At 71.9% G+C, this 20,805-nt stretch carries 19 protein-coding genes; 6 read left to right on the top strand and 13 right to left on the bottom strand.

Translation table 11 applies throughout. The features are described 5' to 3' along the window. Positions 1 to 163: 163 nt before the first annotated feature. The 4 genes from galT to ACZ3II_RS08785 form a co-directional block, all read right to left on the bottom strand. Positions 164 to 1,249 (bottom strand): galactose-1-phosphate uridylyltransferase, encoded by a 1,086-nt coding sequence (gene galT, locus ACZ3II_RS08800; protein WP_465517024.1) that lies wholly within the window; start codon positions 1,247 to 1,249, stop codon positions 164 to 166. After that, positions 1,246 to 2,022 carry a DeoR/GlpR family DNA-binding transcription regulator gene (locus ACZ3II_RS08795; protein WP_465517023.1) on the bottom strand — a complete coding sequence of 259 codons (777 nt, stop codon included), beginning with the start codon at positions 2,020 to 2,022 and terminating at the stop codon, positions 1,246 to 1,248. The genes galT and ACZ3II_RS08795 overlap by 4 nt, the downstream gene beginning before the upstream one ends. A 70-nt stretch (positions 2,023 to 2,092) precedes the next feature. After that, on the bottom strand, positions 2,093 to 3,007 hold the full coding sequence (locus ACZ3II_RS08790; protein WP_465517254.1) for a glycosyltransferase family 2 protein: 915 nt from the start codon (positions 3,005 to 3,007) through the stop codon (positions 2,093 to 2,095). Then, the gene (locus ACZ3II_RS08785) at positions 3,007 to 3,939 is read right to left on the bottom strand and encodes a sulfotransferase family protein (protein WP_465517022.1); all 933 of its coding nucleotides are present in this window, start codon (positions 3,937 to 3,939) and stop codon (positions 3,007 to 3,009) included. The genes ACZ3II_RS08790 and ACZ3II_RS08785 overlap by 1 nt, the downstream gene beginning before the upstream one ends. Positions 3,940 to 4,001: 62 nt before the next feature. Here ACZ3II_RS08785 and ACZ3II_RS08780 point away from each other — a divergent pair, with 62 nt between their 5' ends. Continuing rightward, on the top strand, positions 4,002 to 4,799 hold the full coding sequence (locus ACZ3II_RS08780) for a WecB/TagA/CpsF family glycosyltransferase (RefSeq protein ID WP_465517021.1): 798 nt from the start codon (positions 4,002 to 4,004) through the stop codon (positions 4,797 to 4,799). On the opposite strand, the gene ACZ3II_RS08775 is transcribed toward ACZ3II_RS08780, so the two are convergent. From ACZ3II_RS08775 to cysC, 9 genes are all read right to left on the bottom strand, one after another. After that, entirely contained in the window at positions 4,745 to 5,308 is a 564-nt protein-coding gene (locus ACZ3II_RS08775) for a DUF4262 domain-containing protein (protein ID WP_465517020.1), read from the bottom strand. The two genes, ACZ3II_RS08780 and ACZ3II_RS08775, sit on opposite strands and share 55 nt — an antisense overlap. Before the next feature lie 136 nt (positions 5,309 to 5,444). After that, a complete protein-coding gene (locus tag ACZ3II_RS08770; protein WP_465517019.1) occupies positions 5,445 to 6,437 on the bottom strand; it encodes a glycosyl hydrolase in 993 nt (330 codons plus the stop codon). Beyond that, positions 6,430 to 7,164 carry a methyltransferase domain-containing protein gene (locus ACZ3II_RS08765; protein ID WP_465517018.1) on the bottom strand — a complete coding sequence of 245 codons (735 nt, stop codon included), beginning with the start codon at positions 7,162 to 7,164 and terminating at the stop codon, positions 6,430 to 6,432. The genes ACZ3II_RS08770 and ACZ3II_RS08765 overlap by 8 nt, the downstream gene beginning before the upstream one ends. Next, positions 7,161 to 8,660, bottom strand: coding sequence for a lipopolysaccharide biosynthesis protein (locus tag ACZ3II_RS08760; protein WP_465517017.1), 1,500 nt, complete (start codon positions 8,658 to 8,660; stop codon positions 7,161 to 7,163). Before ACZ3II_RS08760 ends, ACZ3II_RS08765 begins: the two co-directional genes overlap by 4 nt. After that, positions 8,657 to 9,535, bottom strand: coding sequence for a sulfotransferase domain-containing protein (locus tag ACZ3II_RS08755; RefSeq protein ID WP_465517253.1), 879 nt, complete (start codon positions 9,533 to 9,535; stop codon positions 8,657 to 8,659). Before ACZ3II_RS08755 ends, ACZ3II_RS08760 begins: the two co-directional genes overlap by 4 nt. A gap of 6 nt (positions 9,536 to 9,541) precedes the next feature. Beyond that, the gene (locus ACZ3II_RS08750; protein ID WP_465517016.1) at positions 9,542 to 10,771 is read right to left on the bottom strand and encodes a hypothetical protein; all 1,230 of its coding nucleotides are present in this window, start codon (positions 10,769 to 10,771) and stop codon (positions 9,542 to 9,544) included. Next, entirely contained in the window at positions 10,758 to 12,140 is a 1,383-nt protein-coding gene (locus ACZ3II_RS08745; RefSeq protein WP_465517015.1) for a hypothetical protein, read from the bottom strand. The genes ACZ3II_RS08750 and ACZ3II_RS08745 overlap by 14 nt, the downstream gene beginning before the upstream one ends. Then, positions 12,137 to 13,831 carry a Wzz/FepE/Etk N-terminal domain-containing protein gene (locus ACZ3II_RS08740; RefSeq protein ID WP_465517014.1) on the bottom strand — a complete coding sequence of 565 codons (1,695 nt, stop codon included), beginning with the start codon at positions 13,829 to 13,831 and terminating at the stop codon, positions 12,137 to 12,139. The genes ACZ3II_RS08745 and ACZ3II_RS08740 overlap by 4 nt, the downstream gene beginning before the upstream one ends. A gap of 91 nt (positions 13,832 to 13,922) precedes the next feature. After that, a complete protein-coding gene (cysC, locus tag ACZ3II_RS08735) occupies positions 13,923 to 15,443 on the bottom strand; it encodes an adenylyl-sulfate kinase (protein ID WP_465517013.1) in 1,521 nt (506 codons plus the stop codon). 181 nt (positions 15,444 to 15,624) lie between these two features. Here cysC and ACZ3II_RS08730 point away from each other — a divergent pair, with 181 nt between their 5' ends. From ACZ3II_RS08730 to ACZ3II_RS08710, 5 genes are all read left to right on the top strand, one after another. Further along, on the top strand, positions 15,625 to 16,890 hold the full coding sequence (locus ACZ3II_RS08730) for a glycosyl hydrolase (RefSeq protein ID WP_465517012.1): 1,266 nt from the start codon (positions 15,625 to 15,627) through the stop codon (positions 16,888 to 16,890). Positions 16,891 to 17,033: 143 nt separating this feature from the next. Further along, positions 17,034 to 17,948 carry an ABC transporter ATP-binding protein gene (locus tag ACZ3II_RS08725; protein ID WP_465517011.1) on the top strand — a complete coding sequence of 305 codons (915 nt, stop codon included), beginning with the start codon at positions 17,034 to 17,036 and terminating at the stop codon, positions 17,946 to 17,948. Then, complete coding sequence (locus ACZ3II_RS08720; RefSeq protein WP_465517010.1) at positions 17,941 to 18,807, top strand: ABC transporter permease; 867 nt, start codon at positions 17,941 to 17,943, stop codon at positions 18,805 to 18,807. The genes ACZ3II_RS08725 and ACZ3II_RS08720 overlap by 8 nt, the downstream gene beginning before the upstream one ends. Then, on the top strand, positions 18,804 to 19,754 hold the full coding sequence (locus tag ACZ3II_RS08715; protein WP_465517009.1) for an ABC transporter ATP-binding protein: 951 nt from the start codon (positions 18,804 to 18,806) through the stop codon (positions 19,752 to 19,754). The genes ACZ3II_RS08720 and ACZ3II_RS08715 overlap by 4 nt, the downstream gene beginning before the upstream one ends. After that, complete coding sequence (locus ACZ3II_RS08710) at positions 19,754 to 20,464, top strand: ABC transporter permease (RefSeq protein ID WP_465517008.1); 711 nt, start codon at positions 19,754 to 19,756, stop codon at positions 20,462 to 20,464. The genes ACZ3II_RS08715 and ACZ3II_RS08710 overlap by 1 nt, the downstream gene beginning before the upstream one ends. The last annotated feature ends 341 nt before the right edge of the window (positions 20,465 to 20,805 follow it).

The raw sequence follows: 20,805 nt of genomic DNA, 5'->3' as shown, positions 1-20,805 counted from the left end.
CGGTTCGTTGGAACAGTGGGGAGGCCTTGTCCCGGGCCTCCCCACTGTTCCTATGCGTGTTGGGTTCGGGCGTGCATGACGGCCGAACTCAACACGCCAGGTCTGCGCTTTCCGCGTGTTGGGTTCGGGCGTGCATGACGGCCGAACTCAACACACCGGAAGGTCAGATGTCGCGCAGGCGCTGGGCCGCGGCCTCCGGGACGATGTCGTTGACGAAGGCGCCCATCGCCGACTCCGACCCCGCCAGGAACTTCAGCTTGTCCGCCGCGCGCCGGATGCTGAACAGCTGCAGGTGCAGATAGCCCAGGTCACGGCCCTCGCCGACGACCGCCTGGTGCCAGGCCGAGATGTACGGCATCGGCTTGCCGAACAGTCCGTCGAAGCGGCGCAGGACGTCCAGGTAGAGCGGGCCGAACGCGTCCCGCTCGGCGCCGGTGAGCGCGGGCAGGTCGGGAACCTGCCGGTGCGGGGCCAGGTGCACCTCGAACGGCCAGCGCGCCGCGGCCGGCACGTACGCCGTCCAGTGCTCGTTGGCGGCGACCACCCGCACCTTCGCCTCCTGCTCGGCGGCGAGGACGTCGGCGTACAGGTTGCGCCCGGTCTTCTCCCGGTGCCGCTCGGCGGCCCGCAGGTAGGCGGCGGTCTTCGGGGTGACGGTGGGGTAGGCGTAGATCTGGCCGTGCGGGTGGTGCAGGGTCACGCCGATCTCGACGCCCCGGTTCTCGAACGGGAAGACCTGCGCCACCCCGGGCATCCGGGAGATCTCCGCGGTGCGGTCGGCGAGGGCGTCGACGACGGTCCGGACGCGGGTGGCCGGCAGCGACCCGAAGGCGGCGTCGTGATCGCTGGTGAAGCAGACGACCTCGCACCGGCCGAGCCCCGGGCGCACCGGCACCATGCCGGTGACCTGGGTGATCTCGTCGGGCACGATCCGGTCGCTGAAGGACGGGAACTGGTTCTCGAAGACCACGACGTCGTAGTCCGGCGCGGGGATCTCGCTGGCGAACCGCTCGCTCGTCGGGCAGAGCGGGCAGGCGTCCGACGGCGGCAGGAACGTGCGGGTGTTGCGGTGCGCGGCGACCGCGATCCACTCGTCGGTCAGCGGGTCGTAGCGCAACTGCGACGCCGGCGGAGGCGGCGGCAACTGCCGGGTGTCCGGGTAGCCGGCGCGGCCGCTGGCCGGGGATTCGTCGAAGTAGATCAGCTCACGGCCGTCGGAGAGACGGACGCTCGAGCGGGTCGGGGTCACTGGGGGTTCACCACCACGAGTTCAGGGACGGAGTCGATGAGGATCTGGCGAGCGCCCTCGTCCAGCCCGTCATCGGTGATCAGGACGTCGGCGCGGGACAGCGGGACGATCGAGGAGATGCCGACGGTGCCCCACTTGGTGTGGTCGGCGAGCACGACCAAGCGCTCGGCCGCCTCGATCAGGGCCCGGTTGACGTCCGCCTCCATCAGGTTGGGGGTGGTGTAACCGGCGCGCTCGCTCATCCCGTGCACGCCCAGGAACAGCACGTCCAGGTGCAGGGCGCCGATGGCGGCGACGGCCACCGGGCCGACCAGGGCATCCGAGGGGGTCCGTGTCCCGCCGGTCAGGACCACGGTCTGGTCCGCCCGGCCGCCCCGGTAGAACACGTCGGCGACCGGGATCGAGTTGGTCACCACGGTCAGCGCGGGAACGTCGACGAGCCGCTCGGCGAGCTCCGCGGTGGTGGTGCCGGCCGAGAGGGCGATCGCGTCACCGGGCGACACCAGGGCGGCGGCCCGCATCGCGATCGCCGTCTTCTCCCCGCGCTCGCGCACCGACTTGGCGGTGAAGCCCGGCTCGTGCGCCGAACCGGGACTGACCGTGGTCGCGCCGCCATGTACTTTCGCCAGCAGGCCGCGCTCGGCCAGCGCCTCCAGGTCGCGGCGGATGGTCATGTCGGAGACGCTGAACTCGGTGGCGAGCTCGGTGACCCGGACCCCGCCGCTCGCGCGCACACGATCGAGGATCGCGGCCTGTCGTTGGGGCGCCAGCATCAGGAATGCCGCACTAATTCGAACACACTCGAACAATACCTTGCGATCGGGTGAGTTCGAAAGGGTGAGCTCAGATACCACGGCCCCGCTTGTGCAGGGCGGACAGCACGTTCTCCACCTTCACCGCGCCGGTCATCGCCGCCAGGGCGATGGCGGCCCGCGGTTCCTTCCAGTTCGCCCGGACCGCCTCCCGGGTGTACCGCCAGGCCGCGCTCCGGTTACCGCTCGCCGCCGACCAGCAGGCCAGCTGACCGTAGACCCGGGCCGCGCCGGGACGGCAGCCGCTGATTTCCGGGTGCCGCCGCATCATCCAGCGCAGCGAGGAGATCTTGGTGGCGTACTCGTAGGCGTAGTGCGAGGTCCGGCCCCAGAGCACCCGGACCAGCGGTTCGTCCAGATGCACGATCGGCGCGCGGCGAGCCGCCCTGAGGAGAAGATCCCAATCCTCGTTCTGGCTGCCCGGCGCGTCCTCGGCGACCAGGCCGATCCGCTCCGGGTCCAGGGCCTCCCGGCGGATCAGGAACGACGACGAGTGCAGCATCGCCATCCGGGACCGGGCCAGGTCGGTCACGGTCACCCGGCTCCGGCCGGCCAGCCGGGGGATCGTCCGGCCCTCGTATTCCACCTCGATCGCGCAGGTGGCGAACTCCGCCTCCGGCTCGGCCAGCAGCGCGGCCACCTGACGGCGCAGCTTGTCCGGCGCCCACTGGTCGTCGTCGTCACAGAACGCGGTCAGCTCGGTGTCCAGCGCCAGCAGGCCGGTGTTGCGGGCGCCGGCCAGCCCGGCGGCGCGCCAGTTGGTCAGCACCAGCACCGGTACGCCGTCGGTCGAGGCGAGCAGATAGTCCGGCTCGGTCTGGTCGTAGACCACGACGACCTTCAGCTCGCCCGGATAGCGCTGCCCGCGGACCGCGTCGATCGCGCGGCGGACCAGCTCGGGACGGTTGCGGGTGGGGATCACGACCCCGACCGACGGCCAGTTCATCATGCCTCCGATGCGATGTTGATCGGGTAGCCGTACGCCCGGAGAAGGGGTCCGCAGACCGCGCCCACCAGCCGGCGCTGCGCCCGGGGCAGCGCCCTGACCCAGGCATCGTCGTGTCGCAGCGGCAGCCGGCCGACGGTGAACCGCATCGGGTTGCCCGCCGCGCTGTGCCCGACCCTCAGGTCGGCGTGCCCGTTGCGGAGGAAGTCCAGGTCGTCCGGGCGCAGCGGGATGCCGGCGAAGTCGGCCAGGCGGATCAGTCCGGCCCGGGGGTCGGTGACAAACTCCTCATAGCGGATCCGGCGGACCGGCACGCCCCGGCGGGCGAGCAGGCCGAAGGCGGCGTTGTGCGCGTTCCACAGCAGCGCCGAGCGGCCGGGGGAGTAGCGGGTCATCTGGTCCACGCCGTCGGTCTCCGGCCGGGACACCGTCTTGGTCCACGAGTACGCCACGCCGCGCGCGTCCCGGACCACGTGCACCACCCGCAGGTCGACGTCGTCGGCCCAGCGCAGCACGTGGGCCAGCGCGGAGTGCTTGGAGGAGTCGATCACCACGCGGGCGCCGGAGACCTCGGCGGCGGCGGCGTAGACCCGGGCGTAGTACGACGCGTACTCCCGGACCTCGGCGGAGGCGGCGGTGGCCGCGGCGAGGCGGGGGATGTGCCGGGTCCGCTCGACCGCGTCGCGCAGCGCGTGCACCCGGTCGACATCCACGTTCGACCAGCCGTCGAAGGCGAGATCGCCGACCCGCCGCCAGAACGTGCAGCCGGAGAACCGGGAGCCGCAGCCGCAGCGCTCGTCGTCGCGGACGTCGCGTTGCCACAGGTGGACGACCTCACCGAGGGCGCACACGCCGGGCAGCTCACCGAGCAGGCGTTCGACGAGCGTGGTTCCGCTTCGCCCGAATCCACCCAGAAATAGCACTTCTGCCACTTTGGCCCGCCTTCGTTCGTTTCGCTCTGGTAACGAGTGAAGCAGGGTAAAGGAGGCGTTAGGTGACTATCGAGGCTTTCGACCGTGTACACCTGGACGGAACCGGGATCGACCGGATCACCGAGGACGAGGTCGTGGCCGTGGTCCGCGAGTCCCTGGCCCGTGGCCGCGGCGGCCGGATCATCACCCCGAACGTCGACATCCTGCGCCGCGCGTCCGCCGACGAACGCGTCCGCCGGCACCTCGACGACGCCGACCTGATCGTGGCCGACGGCATGCCACTGGTCTGGGCCAGCCGCCTCGGCGGGGCCCCGTTACCGGAACGGGTCGCCGGCAGCAGCCTGATCTGGTCGCTGTCGGAGGGCCTCGGCCGTGACGCCCGCTCCGTCTTCGTGATCGGCGGGGCCCCGGGGATCCCCGGCCGGCGGCGGGCCGGCGCCGCCCGTGCCGCCGCCCGGCTCGCCGAGCGGTGCCCCGGCCTGCGGATCGCCGGGACGATCAGCCCTGATTTCGGTTTCGAGCAGGACGAGAAGAGTTACGCCGCGGTGTGCGATCGGGTCGTCGCCGCCCGGCCGGACATGGTCTTCGTCGGCCTGGGTTTCCCCAAGCAGGAGATCGTGATCGACCGGCTCCGGCCGCACCTGCCGGACACCTGGTTCGTCGGATGCGGCGCCGCCGTCAACTTCGTCGCCGGCGACGTGGAACGGGCGCCCCGCTGGATGCAGCGCACCGGCCTGGAATGGGCGCACCGGCTCGGCGTCGAGCCGCGCCGCCTGGCCGGCCGTTATCTGCGGCACGACGCCCCTTATGCCCTGCGTCTCCTGGCGGCCGCCCCGCGTCGCTGGGCGCGGCGGGCCTGACCGCCCGGGATGCCGCGGAACCGGGCGCACCGCTGCCCGGCCCGCGGCTGGATCGCGCCGATCGTGGGCTGCGGGCAGCCTGCCGTGTCATAGCCGCTCTGCCAGGGGAACCGGTCGTCCGGGTCGGGCCAGGCGACCTGCAGCAGGCGGACCCGGTCCTCGCCGTAACGCATCAGGGCGGCGCCGGGGAACAGCGTCTCGCCGATCTCGCCGGCCACGATCCGGATCTCCTGCTCCAGGATCAGCCCGCGGATGACCTGCCCGTGCCGCAGCAGCAGGGCCTCGTCGACGACCCGGCCGGCCAGCTCGTTGAGCAGCAGATGGCCGGTCTCCGGCGGCAGCCCGGCGACGGTGAGCTCGGGGAAGCCGTAACCGGTGAGGCCGACCGTGTAGGCGAACGGGACCGTGCCCTCCGGGTCGTCCTCCTCCGGCAGCACGTGCACCACCGCCCAGCCGAACCTGCTGATGATCTCGCTCTGCTCGTCGAAGAAGTCGTCGAGTTGGCTCATCGCATGACCCCCGTTGGCTCAGCCGGTGCCTGACAGGCCAACTATGGAACACACGTACGACATTTTCGGGGTATCCGCCGCCTGGCGTGTGGATTTCGGCCGCGTAGCGCGCCCGAAATCCACACGCTGTCGGGGTTCAGCGGTTGAAGTAGGGGTCCTTGGCGAGGCGGAGGAACTGTTTGAAGGCCCGGTTGTCGTCGGTCAGGCGGAACTGCTGGTTGGGGCCGTTGCCCTCGGGGTTCGACTCGAAGTAGGCGATCGCCTTGATCTGCCGGTTCGCCTTGAAGGTCCGCTCGGCGTCCTTGAGCCACGCCGCCCGGGCCGCCGACCCCCACGCCTTGGCCACCCCGAACTCGCCGATCACGATCGGTTTCGGCCGCCGGGACGCCCACTCCAGGAACGGTCCCATCAGCGTGCCGATCGGCTGGAAGTCGAACCCGGCGTAGACGTCCACGCAGGTCCAGTCGACCTGGTCGTCACCCGGGTAGAACTGCGGCGCGTCACCCCGGACGAAGCCCTCGGCGGTCGGGCACCACACCCACGACACGTTGTCCGCCCGCTGCTCACGGAACAGCTTCCGGACGTACCGCCAGGCGGCGATGTAGTCCTCGCCGGACCACATGGTGGCCCGCAGGTTGGGTCTGTCCATCTCCCAGCGCATCCGCAGCATCACCGGCTTCCTGATCGCCCGGATCGCGGCCGCCTGCTCACGGATCAGGTCGTCGTGCTCGCCGGTCAGGATGGACCGGTTGTCGCCGGTCGCCCAGCTGATCATCAGGGATGCGCCGTCGTCCAGGAACGCCTGGTCCGACGGGGTGCCCATGATCTGCTCGAAGCGCCGGTACGTGTTGATGAAGTCCAGCTTGCGCCCCATCGACTGTTCCAGCCCCGCGACCGCGGTGAGCCGCCCGATGTGGGTCAGCTCGTCCGGCTTGATCCACGCCCCGAACAGCGCGCCCCGCCGCGGCGGCCGGAACGGCCCGGCCTGGAACGGCCCCGGATGCACCGCGACGGCCCGGGGCGGCGCGGACAGGTCCGGGGACGGCGCCGGCGGCGGGGGCGGGTCGTCGCCACCCCAGCCGCAGCCGCCCAGCAGCAGCACGAGCAGGATCGTCAGACCCTTACGCATTGATCCGCCGGGCCGTGTAGAGGACGTTCACCGCGTACGCGTCGCTGCCCGGCAGCCGGCGGGCGGCCGCGTCGGCGAGCCGGGCCACCCGGTGGTCGTGCAGCGACGGCGTCAGCATCGAGAAGCCCTTCCGGCCGACGATCTCGAAACCGTGCCGGCCCAGCAGCTTCGCCACCTGCTCGTGGGAGAGCTCGGCGAACCAGCGCTGCCCGCTGTGCCGCCGGGCCCGCAGGTGCCGCACCGAGCCGGCGTTGCCGTGGTTCTCCACCACCAGCAGCCCGGATCCGCGGTGCGGCAGCACCTTGGCGGCGAAGGCCAGGGCCCGGTCCCGGATCGTGTCGTCGACGTTGAGCAGCAGCCGGAAGATCGTCACGATCGCCGGGAAACCGGCCGCGACCGGCTGCGGCACCGGGCCGTCCGGGTCGACGCGGTGCCAGGTCGCCCGGGAGCCGACCTCGGCCGCCTTCGCCATCATCTCGGCCGACGTGTCGTACCCGTGCGCCTCCCGCACCAGGCCGTGCAGTGCCCGGACGGCCCGCCCGGTGCCGCAGGCGAAGTCGTGCTGCACCGGCGGCCGGTCCGGGAACTCCCGGCGGATCAGCGACCGCAGGTGCTCCCGTTGCCGGTCGTTGATCCGCGACGCGTAGCTGTCCGGGGCGTACGTCACGGTCTCGTACTTCTCGACCGCCTCGGTGTCCTGGAACACGCCGGTGTAATCGCTGGTCAACTCTTCCTCCTAAATGCGCCGAGCATCAGCCGCCCGCGTAGCAGCCAGGCTCCCGTGGCGTAGGCCGGGACGGCGGCCACCAGAGCCGCCGGAAAGAACAGGACGGGCCCGAAGCACCCGGCGGCCAGCAGCGCCGCCGCCCGGGTGCCCGGCCCGAACGGGTGCAGGCCGGTGCCGCGATGGACCTGGGCCAGCGGCAGCAGATTGTTCACGACCATGGCCCCGGCCAGGCCGAACGCGGCCCCGAGCGCGCCGAACCGGGGGATCAGCAGCACGTCCAGCCCGACCGTGACGGCCAGGGCGATCAGGACGTTGCCGAGGTTCGCCGAGGTGCGGCCGGCCATCGCCAGCACCATGTCGACCATGCCGCAGCCGGTCGCCACCAGCATCGCGGCGGCGAGCACGATCACCACGGGGGCGCCGGCCGCGTACCCGGCACCGAAGATCTTCAAGTAGTGCGGCGCGAACGCGGCCACCAGCAGGCAGACCGGCCAGGTCACCAGCACCAGCCAGCCGGTCGCGATCTGGTACAGCCGTTTCGCGCCTGCCGTGTCACCGGTGCTCAGCGCCTCGGCGAGCCGCGGCTGCACCGACTGCGACAGCCCCTGGTTGGCGAACTGGATCAGCACCACGAACCGCCCGGCCACCGCGTACATCGCGGCCGGCGCCAGCCCGCCCAGCGCCGCCACCAGCAGCACGTCCACCCGCTGCAGCGCGAGCTGGGCCACCGCGGCCACCGCACGGGGCCCGGTGAAGACCCAGAAATCCCGGCGCAGGGTCCGTCGCTCGCTGCGGGTCGCGTTCCTTTCGCGATCGACCCCTGCGGTGTACGCCCTCCGCGCCGCGAATCCGGCCAGGACCACCACCGGCAGGTACGGCGCCGCCCACGCGAACGCGAAGACCGGCAGCGAGGCCGCCGCCCACAGCGCCGCCACCCCGGCCGCGCCCACCGCGAGCACCTGCAGCCCGCTGCGCAGCACCCGGTCCAGCAGCACGGTCGGCCGCATGATCCGGTAGCCGCGGGTCACGGTCAGCAGCACGTCGGTGAGCGCCTGCAGCGGGACGAACACGGCGAGCACCCGCAGCCCGGTCGTGTGTGCGGCCACCACCTGCGGCGACTCGCCCGCGGTGAGCTGGGCGATCCCCGGCGCGGCCAGCCACATGCCGGCCGCCAGGGCCAGCGAGAACACCGCGACCGGCGGGATCCCGGCGCGCAGGCAGGCGCCGAGCAGGTGGTCCTGCCCGGTGGCGCGCAGCCGGGCCGGCCAGTACACCAGCCCGGTCGGGGTGCCCAGCTTGGCCAGGCCGCCGGCCAGCACGAACGCGGCGGTGGCGGCGAAGAACGCGCCGGCCTCCGCGGGCGGCAGCGCGCGGGCCACCACCCAGGTGACGATCACCCCGGCGCCGCCGGCCAGCGCCGAACCGGCCATGTTGGCCAGCCCGCCCCGGGCCGCGCCGCGGGCGCTCGCCTGACGATCGGTGGTGCCCGCCGTCACCCGCGGCGCCAGACGGGGGTGTGCCCCAGCCAGGTGGCCAGCGCCTCGTCGTGCGACCGGTAGTACTCGCTCAGCTCACGGCGCAGCCCCGGGTCCATATCGGCCTGCCGGGGGCGGGCGTTGTGCCGCTCGAACGGCGGCCGCTCCAGTCCCGGCGGCAGCCCGAGGAACCCGCACACCTCGTCGTAGACGGCCTCCGGCTCGGTGAAGAACCGTTCGCTCTCCACCACGTGGATCCGTTCCCGGCCCACGTGCTGGGCCATCACGCTCAGGTAGCGGGCGTACTCGCCGCGCGCCCGATAGGCGTGGTGCTGGTGGGCGAAGCTGTAGAACGACGGGTCGAGGGCGAGCCGCTCCTCCTGGCGGTGCAGCCGGGCCGGCTCCAGGGTCACCGCGGCGCCGAAATCCTGCTCGCTCTCGTACCCGCGGGCCACCTCGTGGTGGTGCTGCGAGTAGGCGCGTTCCACCGGGTCCCGGACCAGGACCACGAGCTTGGCGTACGGGAGATCGCGGGCGATCCGGGCGGCGGCCTGCGGGTGGTACATGTAGTACGGGCTCGACTCGAAGGTCTGCGCGCGCACCCCGTACCGCTCCCAGATCCGCTCGGCGCTGCGCAGCAGCGGGAAATGCCCGCGGTACCACTCCGGGCCCCGCTGGTAGGACGTGTCGAAGTAGTGCACGCCCTTGTGCAGCACCGCCTTGAGCACCACCGGATGCGCGGCCAGCGCCCGGTACAGCGATGTGGTGCCGCAGCGCTGTCCGCCGCAGATCAGGAAGGACGGCAGCATCCGGCTCTCGGCGGTGAGCCTGCCGTAGGACCGGGTCCCCAGGTGGACGACCCGTTTCACCGGCGCCGGCAGATTGCGCACGTTCACGGCCACTTACAGCTCCTCCACGCGCCGGATCAGCACCGGCAGCAACCAGGTCCCGAGCACGCCGAGCCGGGCGCCGGCCTCGGCCTGCCGATCGGTCAGGTAACGGACCGCGAGATCGACCAGATAGAGCAGCGCGGTGATCTCGCGGGCCACCGGGGCCACCCCGAACGGGGCGAGCAACTCGTCGGCCCGGTGCACCGTCGCCTCGACAGCGGCCCGGGCGTCGCCGGTGGACTGGATACGTTTCTGCAGCTCATGGTGGATGGCGTCGAAGCCGAGCGGCACCCCGGTGGCGAATCGTTCCCAGTCCCAGACGAGCAGCGCGTCGGCCAGGTTCGCCATGTTCCACGGGGCCCAGTCACCGTGCCAGGCGCCGTACCGCAGCGCCGTCTCGCCGCTGTGCGCGGCCAGCACGTCCACCGCGGCGGCCAGCCCGGCCCCCTCCGGCCGGTCCGCGACCGCCTTGAGGCGGGCCTGCAGCTCCTGCCAGTACCCGCTGCCGGTGAGCGGCCCGGTGCTGTATCCGCAGCAACCGGCCACGTCGAGCATCGCCGAGGTGAGCCGCCGCTGGGTCAGCGGGGCCCGGGGCAGCCAGACCGGCAGCGCCGACTGCACCAGCACCCGCATGCCCCGCCACTCCCCGGCGTGCAGCACCCGCGGCACCGTCAGCTTGGTGAGCTGGCTGTGGCCGAGCGCGGTGAGCGCCGCCGTCTCCGCCTGGACCAGGCGGCGGGTGAGCTTGCCGGTGCCGAGCTTGCCGAAGGCGAACGTCTCGCCGTCCGGGCTGAGCAGCTGCAGCACCGGTTTGCGGTTGGCCCGGGCCGGGCCGATGTGGATGCTCACCGCCAGGTCGCGGCGCAGGGCGTCGCTCAGGTACCCGTCGATGCCGGCCGAGACCGGGCCGGTGACCCGGATCCGGTCGCGGAACAGCAGGCCGGTCGCGCGGGTGTGCACGGCGGCCACCACGGCGTCGCGTTTCAGCCGGGCGATCCGGGACTGCGGTTCGGCGTAGCGCCGGACGGCGGCCGCGGCGACCGCCGGCGAGAGCGTCGGGACCAGCAGGCGGGGCCGGTGCGCGTTCGGGACCACCAGGTACTCGGCGACCAGCGGCCCCGGCGTCCCGTCGGTCCGGCACGGCTCCGGATAGAGCTGCGCCATCACCTCGGTCAGATATTGCGTCCGTAAAGCGGCGTCACCGGCGGTCAATGCCGCCGGCGCGGTCTTAACGGGACTCACGTGGATCGCTCCCCTCGATCGAGTTGCGCCAGAGCAGCGCGTAGGCCAGGAACATGAAGGCCAGAGGGGTGACCAGCGAGTTGTACCAGAGCATCGCGGAGTACGAGGTGACCAGCGCGGCGCTGCCGGCCACCCCGATCGGGCTGCGGTCGTGGCGGAAGCGCCACAGCCCGTACGTGAAGAAGCCGAGGTAGCCCAGCGTCCCGGCCGCGCCGTGCGCGTAGAGCAGCTGCCAGAGCTGGCCGTTGCCGCCGACGGTGAAGTTGCCGCAGCGCTCGCAGTTCGCGCTCTCCCCGACGGTGATCGAGTTACGGCCGCCGAGGGTGTTGCGGGTGCCGCCGTACCCGATCACCGGCGACCCGGTGAAGCCGTCCAGAGCCTTGTCGATCAGGAACGAGCGCACCCCGTTGGACTTGCCGTTGTCCAGCCGGGCCTGCACCGTCGTGCCGAGCGGGGTGGCGATCATGGCGAGCGCCAGCAGCCCGCCGACCACCGGCACCAGGAGCAGGATCCACAGCCGGCCGGCCAGCACGTACCGGACCGCCACGTACACCATCAGCAGGCCGGCGCCGATCCACAGGCCGCGGTTCAGCGACGCGATCGCGGGCGCCACCGAGACGGCCAGGCAGACCACCGCGAGGAGCTTGCGGCCGGCGCGGTGGCTCGCCCAGGCGGCGACCACCAGCCACGGCAGCAGCAGGCAGAAGTTGTTGCCCCAGGTGTTCGTGTAACCCCACGGGGCGGCCGGGCGCGGTTTCGCGTCGCCGACGATGTCCATGATCTGGGCGGCGTACGGGTGGACCAGCGACTTCACGAACCCCTTGCCGCGCATCCCGCCCGGCAGCAGCCACTCCACCGGCGAGGTGAACTCGAAGTTCCCGGCCACCATGCCGAGCAGCCCGCCCAGCACCGTCACCACGAACATCCCGGCGAGCAGCCGCACCAGCCGGCGGCGGGACAGCTCCACCTCGGTCAGGTTGCCGGCGTAGATCAGCAGGACGGTGAGGGACCCGTACATCGCAAGCTTGTAGACCACCGCGACCAACCGGTCGCTCGCCCGTTCCGCCACCGTTCCCGCCGGGTCCGCGCCCAGCGCGGCGATGCTCGCGACCACCGCGACCAGGAAGATCACCCACCAGACGAAGCCCGGCGGAAGCCGCAGGGGGCGGCCCGCCGCCCGGCGGCGCAGCAGCAGGAAGACCATCGGCACGGCCGTCATGGGGAAGATGAGCACCCCCAGGCCGAGCGCCCACCAGAGCGGATAGAGCAGCAGGATCCCGGCGACCGGCCAGGACGGCAGCGATCGGTTCCTGGTGGCGCGGTGGGCGGGTCCGGCGGGAGCGGGGGCTTCGGCCGCGACCACAGTCACTTGTCGTCGCCGTCCGCGGCGCCGGAGAGGTCGATGACCGAGGTGGCGGCGGGGTCGTCGTCCAGGCCGCGCTGCCGGCCGGCGTAGGACAGCAGCTGGGTCGGGCTCTCCAGGCCGCTGTCCAGGGCCTCGGGGTCGAGGACCGGCGGCAGGCTGACCGCGGGCGCCGCCATCTCACCCGGGCGCGGCGCGGTGAGCCGCGGCATGACGACGGCGCCGAGCAGCGTGGTGCCGACCCGCCGCAACTGCTCGGTCGCGTCGATCAGCGCGGGCCGGCCGGAGCGGCGCAGCTCGACGGCGAGGATGGCCGCGTCGGCGAGGCTGGCCAGGCTCTGCGCGTCCGCGCTGCTGCTCGTCGACGGCGCCTCGATGATGATGTATCCGCCCTGCTTGCGCAGCGTCTCGAGGGTGTCGCGGAGCCGCTGCGACTGCATCAGCCCGGCCGCGGTGGCCGCCCCGCCGGTGGTGATCACCCGCAGCGACGGGATGCGCGGGGTGCGCTGCAGGACACGGCTCAGCGCGACCCGGCCGGCCAGCAGGTCGGACAGGCCGGGCACCGCGGAGATGCCGAACATCCGGGCCAGCGGCGCGGCGTCGATCACACTGTCCGGCAGGTGCGCGCCGATCAGGACCACATCGCTTCCGGTACGGGCCAGCGCCGCCGCCAGATTCGCGGCGACCAGCGTGCTCGCCGAGCCCCGGCTGGTCCCGGTGACCACGATGACCTGGTCGCCGTCGGAGAGACTGGCCAGCACCTCGTTGCGCAGCCGGTTGAAGACGCGACCGCCCGGACCGTACGGCTGGAGCACGTCGTCGAAGTGCGGGGTGGTCCGCTCGTCCAGGGCGGCGAGCACCGGCACCCGGCCCCGGTCGCGCACGTCACCGGGCTTGACCAGCCGCCTGTCGAAGCGTTCGCGTAGGTACGCCAGCCCGAGCCCGAGCAGCAGCCCGAGCATGCCGCCGGTGCCGACGTTGAGCCAGGTGTTCGGGCTGGTCGGCTCCTCCGGCAGCCGGGAGTCGCTGATGATGCTGCCGCCGCCGACCATGGTCGTGGTCAGCTCGTTGAGGCGCCCGGTCAGCGAGTTGAGCTGGTTCTGCGAGTTGTTGCGCAGGCTCTGCAGGGTGCCCTCGGTGGGGCTGCCCTTCGGGGCGACGGCGAGTTTCGCGTTGATCCCGGAGAGCATGCCGGTGAGCTGCTGCACCTTGAGGTTGAGGGATTTGATCCGCTTGTCGAGCTGGGCGCGGGCGGTCTCCTCCCGGTTACGGAGGTACGCCTCGGCGAACGCGTGGGACCCGGCCTGCGCCTCCCGTGGATCGCCCGCCCGGAAGGTGATCATCAGGACCGTGGTGTTCGGCGGCACCTGCACCGACACCGACTTGGCCAGCTCGATCGGCGACAGGTCGCTGCGCAGCAGGCCGGCCGCCTTCACCGCGACCGCCCCGGACCCGACCAGCTGTGCCTCGGTGTCCAGGTTGACGGTGCCCTTGGTGCGGCCGCCCTCGGCGTTGGTGTCCTGCCCGGCCGACTCGACGAGCACCGACGCCGACGACTCGTACACCTTCGGCATGGCCTGGGTGAGCACCGCTCCGCCGCCCAGGCCGGCTCCCGTGGCCACCAGGGCGATCCACCAGTGGCGGCGGAACGCACCGAGGTAGTGCGACAGGTCGGACGAGGGGCGAGGCGGTTCCATCAGTCTTCGACGTCCCTTCCGGGAGAGAGGAGTGTGGTTTGGGCGTTTCGCCCCAGAGGTGCAACGCCACACTCCCGCCGAAAGTGATGGTCTAAGCCATCTTGGGCTCCATCCAGCCGCTCTCCACGAGGAAGTTGAGCACCACTTCGACCGCCTCGGGGACGCTCATGGTGGTGGTGTCGATGGCCAGTTCGGCGTCGGCGGGTACCTCGTACGGGTCGTCGATGCCGGTCATGCCGCGCAGCTGGCCGGCCCGGGCCCGGGCGTACAGCCCCTTGCGGTCCCGGCTCTCGCACACCTCCAGCGGTGTCGCCACGTGCACCAGGATGAACCCGCCGCCGGCCTCCACGGCCATCTGCCGGGCGGCCTTGCGGGCCGCGTCGTACGGCGCGATCGGGCAGGCCACCGCCACCCCGCGATGCCGGGCCACCTCGGCGGCGACCCAGCCGATCCGGCGCACGTTGCGGTCCCGGTCGGCCTTGCTGAAGCCGAGCCCGGCGGTCAGCTCGCGGCGCACCACGTCGCCGTCGAGCAGGGTGATCGTGCGGTCCCCGGCCTCACGCAGCGCGTCGGCCAGGTTGCGGGCGATCGTCGACTTGCCGGAGCCGGACAGGCCGGTGAAGAACAGCACCAGGCCGCGGTGCCGGCGGGGCGGCCGCACCCGGGCCAGCTCGCGGGCGACAGCCGGTGGGGTGTGCCACTCGGGCAGCGGGAAACCCCGGTCCAGCAGGTCGTCGATCTCGCCGGGGGTCATCGCCAGGCGGCGGTTGCGCGGCGGGATGTCGTCCTGCCAGCGCCACTGGCCGTCCCGGTTGTCGTAGGCCAGCTCGCGGGGCAGCAGCACGCGCAGGCCCGCCCCGGAGAGCGAGCCGCCGGTGGACAGCACGTGGGTCACCCCGTACGCCCCGGCGACCCGGGCCCGCAGCAGCGCGTCGCGCATCTCGTCGCCGCGGGTGAGCAGCGGCACCGCGACCACCGTCGCCGGGGGCATCCGGTCGCGGGCCGCGAAGATCGAGCGGACCAGCGCTTCCGGCGGCAGCCCGTCGGGTCCCGGTCCGCTGACCGGGATCAAGATCAAGAGATGGGCTGCGAGGGTACGGGCGGCGTGCGCGATCTGCGCCAGCTGCGGCCGGTGCAGGGGCCGGTCGGCGATCACTCCGAGCACCCGTCCCGGCGGCAGCAGTGCCGTGACCTCCTCCGGGGTGCGGCGCAGGCGCTGGAACGGGCCGTGCCCGCCGTCGCCCATCCGGCGCACCGGCCCGCCGATGCCGAACCGGTTCTCCCCGGTCGGCCAGATGTCGGTGACCTCGATCGCGGCGACCGGCGCGCCCTCCGGGTCGGTCAGCACCAGCGTGCGGCGGTCCGGGTCGGCCGGGTCCAAGGCGGACGCCACCTCGCCGGGGATCTCGCAGGTCACCGGCACCGGCCACGACGCGCCGCCGGCCAGCCGGCCGGTGCGTGCGACCGAGGCCAGGTCGGCGCGGCCGAGGAAGCCGGTCAGCGGGGTGTACGCCCCGGAGAGCAGCAGCTCGAGGTCGGCCAGCTCGTAGGGCCGAGGGGTGAAGGAGGGAGCGTCCCGGAGCACGTCCTCGGGCAGTACCGAACCATTCACTTCGAATCCCCCTGCAGGTATTTGGGGGACAGTTTCCCAGGCGCGGTCGAGCCGGTCGAGCCGGGATCTCGATCCCATCGTGATCTTTCGTCAGTGTTAACAAAAGCCACTTAACCCTAAATTGGTCTAAAACCATCCGAATGCTGGACAAGATGGCATGATCCTCTGATACTCGGCCTTTGTGAGAAAGACCCGTTCCCGGCTGGCGCATCTCGGTGTGCTGACCACCGCCTTCGTCATGTCCGTCGTCGTCACGCTCTCCTGGGCCTGGACCGGCGGCATCGATCAGCTCGGCGTCCCCTACCCGCCGCCGGCGTTCGTCGAGCCGCCCGCCACGGCGACCTTCGCGCCGCCGGCCCTGCCGGACCGGCTCGCCCCGGACGAGCCCACCGGCACCGCGGCCACGCGGGACGTCCTGGCGCCGCTGCCGCCCGCGGCCGGCCGGGGGACCACCAAGGTGATCCGGTTCCCGCGCGCCGCGTCGCCGCAGCGGCAGAACCGCGGCTGCACGGTCGGGTCGAAACTGGTGCCCACCTGCGGGATCCTGTGGGGGGTCGCGCCCGGCGCCCGGACCGAGGAACGGGGCACCCGCGCGCTCGCCGAGTTCGAGCGCAAGACCGGCCGGCACCAGGCCGTCTTCCACGCGTACCACCGCGGGATCCGGCAGGTCTTCCCCACCGAGCAGGAGATCGCCATCGCCCGCGAGCCGGGCCGGGAACGGATCCTGCTGCTGAACTGGAAGCCGGAGAGCACCACCTGGGCCCGGATCGCCCGGGGCGACCGGCGCACCGACGAGTTCCTGGACCGGCTCGCCGTACACCTGAAGAAGAACTTCCGGGAACGGTTCTTCTTCGCGGTGCACCACGAGGCCGAGGACCAGGTCCGGGAGCGGGCCGGCTCCGGGTACACCGCCCGCGACTACGCCGCCATGTTCCGGCACGTGGTGAAGCGGCTGCGGGCCAAGGGCGCGACGAACGTGGTCACCGTGCTGGTGCACATGGCGTACGTGCCGCACACCACGAAGAGCTGGTTCCAGCACATGTACCCCGGCGACGACGTGGTCGACTGGATCGGCTTCGACACGTACTCCTACAGCGACCCCGGGTACGGCCACGGCGACTTCGCCGAACTGCTCAACCGGCGGTCGGCGAGCAAACCCGGCTGGCCCGGCTTCTACAACTGGGTCCGCGCCCGGCACCCCGGGAAGCCGCTGATGGTGGCCGAGTGGGGAGTGTGGTTCTCCAAGCGCAACCCGGGGCACATGGCCGAGTTCTACCGCGAGGTCGGGCAGCAGATCCCCCGGTTCCCCGGGATCAAGGCGATGGTCCACTTCGAGACGCCGGCCAACCACAAGGGGCAGGACTCGTCGGTGGACAGCACGCCGGCCGCGCTGCGCGAGTACCGCCGTCTCGGCAAGCTCCCGGTCTTCCAGGTGACCGTGAACTGAGATCAACTTCAGCGTGTTGATTTCGGGCGCGCATGGCGGCCGAAGTCAACACACACAAAGCTGAGAGCCGGCTGAGAAACCCTGAGAGCGGCTCAGGGGTTTTCCCGATCCACCGGCGTGCGCGGGATCCATAGGCTGAGCCCGTGACCATCATCGTTACGGACGGGCTGACCAAGACGTACGGCGGCGGGGTGACCGCCCTCGCGGACCTGACCGTCGCCGTCGATGCCGGAGTCATCGGCCTGGTCGGCGCCAACGGCGCCGGCAAGAGCACCTTCATCAAGATCATGCTCGGGCTGCTGCCGCCCTCCAGCGGCAGCGTCCGGGTCCTCGACCTCGACCCGGTCGCCGAGACCGACCAGGTCCGCGCCCGCGTCGGCTACATGCCGGAGAACGACTGCCTCCCGCCCGACGTCTCGGCCGCCGAGTTCGTCACCCACCTGGGCCGGATGAGCGGGCTGCCGAAGACGGCCGCCCGGGAGCGCGCCTCCGAGGCGCTGCGGCACGTCGGGCTCTACGAGGAGCGCTACCGGCAGATCGGCGGCTACTCCACCGGCATGAAGCAGCGGGTCAAGCTGGCCCAGGCGCTCGTGCACGACCCCGACCTGCTGCTGCTCGACGAGCCGACCAACGGCCTCGACCCGGCCGGCCGCGACGCGATGCTCAACCTGATCCACCGGATCGGCAACGAGTTCGGCATCTCCGTGGTCGTCTGCTCGCACCTGCTCGGCGAGGTCGAGCGGATCTGTGACTCGCTCATCGCGATCGAGGGCGGCCGGCTGCTGCGCGCCGACCGGATCTCCTCGATGACCGCGGCCTCCGACATCCTGGCGGTCGAGGTGGCCGACGGCGTCGACGAGCTGGCCGAGGCCCTCGCCGGGATGGGCCTGGCCGTCACCCGGGACGGGCGGCTGCTGCTCGTGCCGCTGGAGTCCGAGACGGCGTACGACCGGATCCTGCGCGCCGTCGCCGACCTCGACCTCAACCTGCACCGCCTGGACCAGCGTCGGCACCGCGTGGCCGAGCTCTTCACCACGAAGGAGACCGCCGATGTCTGAGGCCGGCGTCATCCATGACATCGGATACCAGCGGTATTCCGGTCCCCGCCTGGGCCGCTTCGCGTTGCAGCAGGCGCTCTACGTGCACGGGCTGCGCGCCGCCTTCGGGCTGGGCCGCTCCGCCAAGGCGAAGATCTTCCCCTGGCTGGTCTTCGGCATCATGCTGCTGGTCGCGGTGATCGTGGCCGCGGTCCGCGCGGTGGGCGGCGAGTCGATCCTCAGCTACACCCAGTTCGCCGACCAGATGAGCTTCCTGATCATCTTCTTCGTCGCGATCGTCGCGCCCCAGCTGGTCTCCCGTGACCTGCGAGCCGGCACCCTCCCGCTGTACTTCTCCCGGCCGCTGCGCGCCGCCGACTACGTCACCGCCAAGTACGCCGCCATGGTCTCGGCAGTCTGGCTGCTGCTCGGTGCCCCGCAGTTCGTGATGTTCCTGGGCGCCGCGTTCACCACCAAGGACGGTTTCAAGGGCGTGTGGAACGAGATCGGCGACCTGCTGCCCGGCTGGGGTTACAGCCTGCTCTGGGCGCTGATGTTCGCCGGGATCAGCCTGCTGATCGCCTCCTTCACCGGCAAGCAGGCGTTCGCGGCCGGCGGCATCGTCGCCGTCATGCTGATGACCACCCCGATCGTGGGCGTCCTCGCCTCCCTGCCGAACGCCACCGCCAACAGCCTGGCCGGCCTGGCCAGCCCGGTGTGGGTGATCGCCGGCGTGGGCCAGTGGCTGCGCGGCGGCACCGGCGGACTGGAACTCGACCTGGGCCGGTTCGGCCCGATCTACGGCATCGAGGCGGTCTGCGTGATCGCCGCCTGCCTCCTGCTCCTGCTGGCCCGCTACCGGAAGGTGGCCTCGCTGTGACCGCCCCGACCCTCCCGGCCGAGACCCGGGCCACCACCGGCGTCGTCGAGCTGACCAACGTCTCCCGCTGGTACGGCAACGTGGTCGCCGTCAACGACATCTCCATGTCGCTGTACCCCGGCGTGACCGGCCTGCTCGGGCCGAACGGCGCCGGCAAGACCACCGTGCTGCACATGATGGCCGGCTTCCTCAGCCCCTCCCGCGGCACCGTCACCATCGACGGCAAGCCGACCTGGCGCAACCCCGCCGTCTACCGCGACCTCGGCCTGGTCACCGAGCGGGAGGCCGTCCACGGCTACCTCACCGCCCGCCAGTTCGTCACCGCCTGCGCCAAGATGCAGAAGCTCAAGGACCCGGCCGGCGCCGCCCAGCGCGCGCTGGAGCTGGTCGAGATGACCGGCGCCGCCGAACGCCGCATCGAGACGTTCTCCAAGGGCATGCGCCAGCGCACCCGGGTCGCCGCCGCGCTGGTCCACGAGCCGCGGGTGCTGCTGCTCGACGAGCCGTTCAACGGCATGGACCCGCGCCAGCGGATGCACATGATGGAGCTGCTGCACTCGCTCGGCGACCGCGGCCACACCATCCTGTTCAGCTCGCACATCCTGGAGGAGGTCGAGCAGGTCGCCGGCCTGGTCCAGGTGATCGTGGCGGGCCGGCTCGCCGCCTCCGGCGACTTCCGCAGGATCCGCCGCCTGATGACCAACCGGCCGCACGTGTTCGCCGTGCGCAGCTCCGACGACCGGCGGCTGGCCGTCGCGCTGATCGCCGAGAAGTCGGTGGCCGGCATCGAGATCGAGGCGAACGGCCTCACCGTGCGGGCCTCCGACTACGGCAGCTTCACCCGCGTGCTGCCCCGTATAGCGCTGGACCAGGGCATCCGGCTGCACCAGCTGGTGCCGTCCGACGAGTCCCTGGAGAGCGTCTTCTCCTACCTGCTGGAGGGCTGATGTCCACGGTCGCTTTCATCACCGCGCGTGGCCTCTTCGGCCGCCGGCGGGCCCTGCTGCTCCTGCCGTTGCCGCTGCTGCTGATCGGCCTGGCCGCGCTGTGCCGGGCGTACGACGTGTCCCCCGACATGTGGGGCAACGCCGTGATCTACTCGCTCGGCCTGGCCGTGGTGCTTCCGGTCGTCGCCCTGATCGTCGGCACCGGCGTCCTCGGCTCCGAGGTCGACGACGGCACGATCGTGCACATCCTCACCAAGCCGCTGCCCCGCCGCGACATCATCCTGGCGAAGTACGGGGTCGCCGCCTCGGTGACCGCCGTCGTCTCGGCCGTCCCGCTGTTCGTCGCCGGCATCCTGGCCGGCTCGGTGAAACTCGGCGCCGCCCTGGCCGCCGCCAGCGTCGTCGGCGCCCTCGCCTACTCCGCCCTGTTCCTGCTGTTCAGCCTGCTCAGCCGGCGTCCGGTGCTGCTCGGCCTGGTCTACATCCTGGTCTGGGAGGGCCTGCTCGGAAACTTCGTGAGCGGCACCAAGTCCCTCTCCGTCGGCCAGTACGTCGTCACGATCGCCGACAAGATCTCCCCGACCACCATCCTGGACTCGTCCGTCGGCCTGACCACCGCCATCGTGATGAGCGCCATCTTCACCGTCCTGGGAACGGTGGCCGCCATCAACCGCCTGGGCTCCTTCAGCCTCGCCGGCGAGACCAGCTGACCGGTACGGCTTCACCCCGGCCCGTCTCCCGCTCCCCCGGGAGGCGGGCCTTCCTTTTCAGGTTTCCGCTATAGGCTTTGAGCAACTGGTCAGGCGAAAATGAGGGCGGCTGGGAAGGGGCGGTCCGATGACCCAGGCGTACGGCATCGATCGCGCGACTTTGGCTGCCACGTCCCCATCGGACCTGTTCGTTTGTCTTCGCGCCCATCAGTGGCGGATCCGAAACCGGGACCGAGGCGCCGGATGCACGGCCCGATGGCGGCGAGCTTCGCTTGGGACCGGCGCAGTGACGTCATCGCGGAACCGGGCACTCTCACGCCCCTCGGCGAGAAGGAGACGAG

The sequence above is a fragment of the Actinoplanes sp. NPDC019969 genome, assembly GCF_055562375.1.
This window is presented reverse-complemented; position numbering and strand designations above follow the sequence as displayed.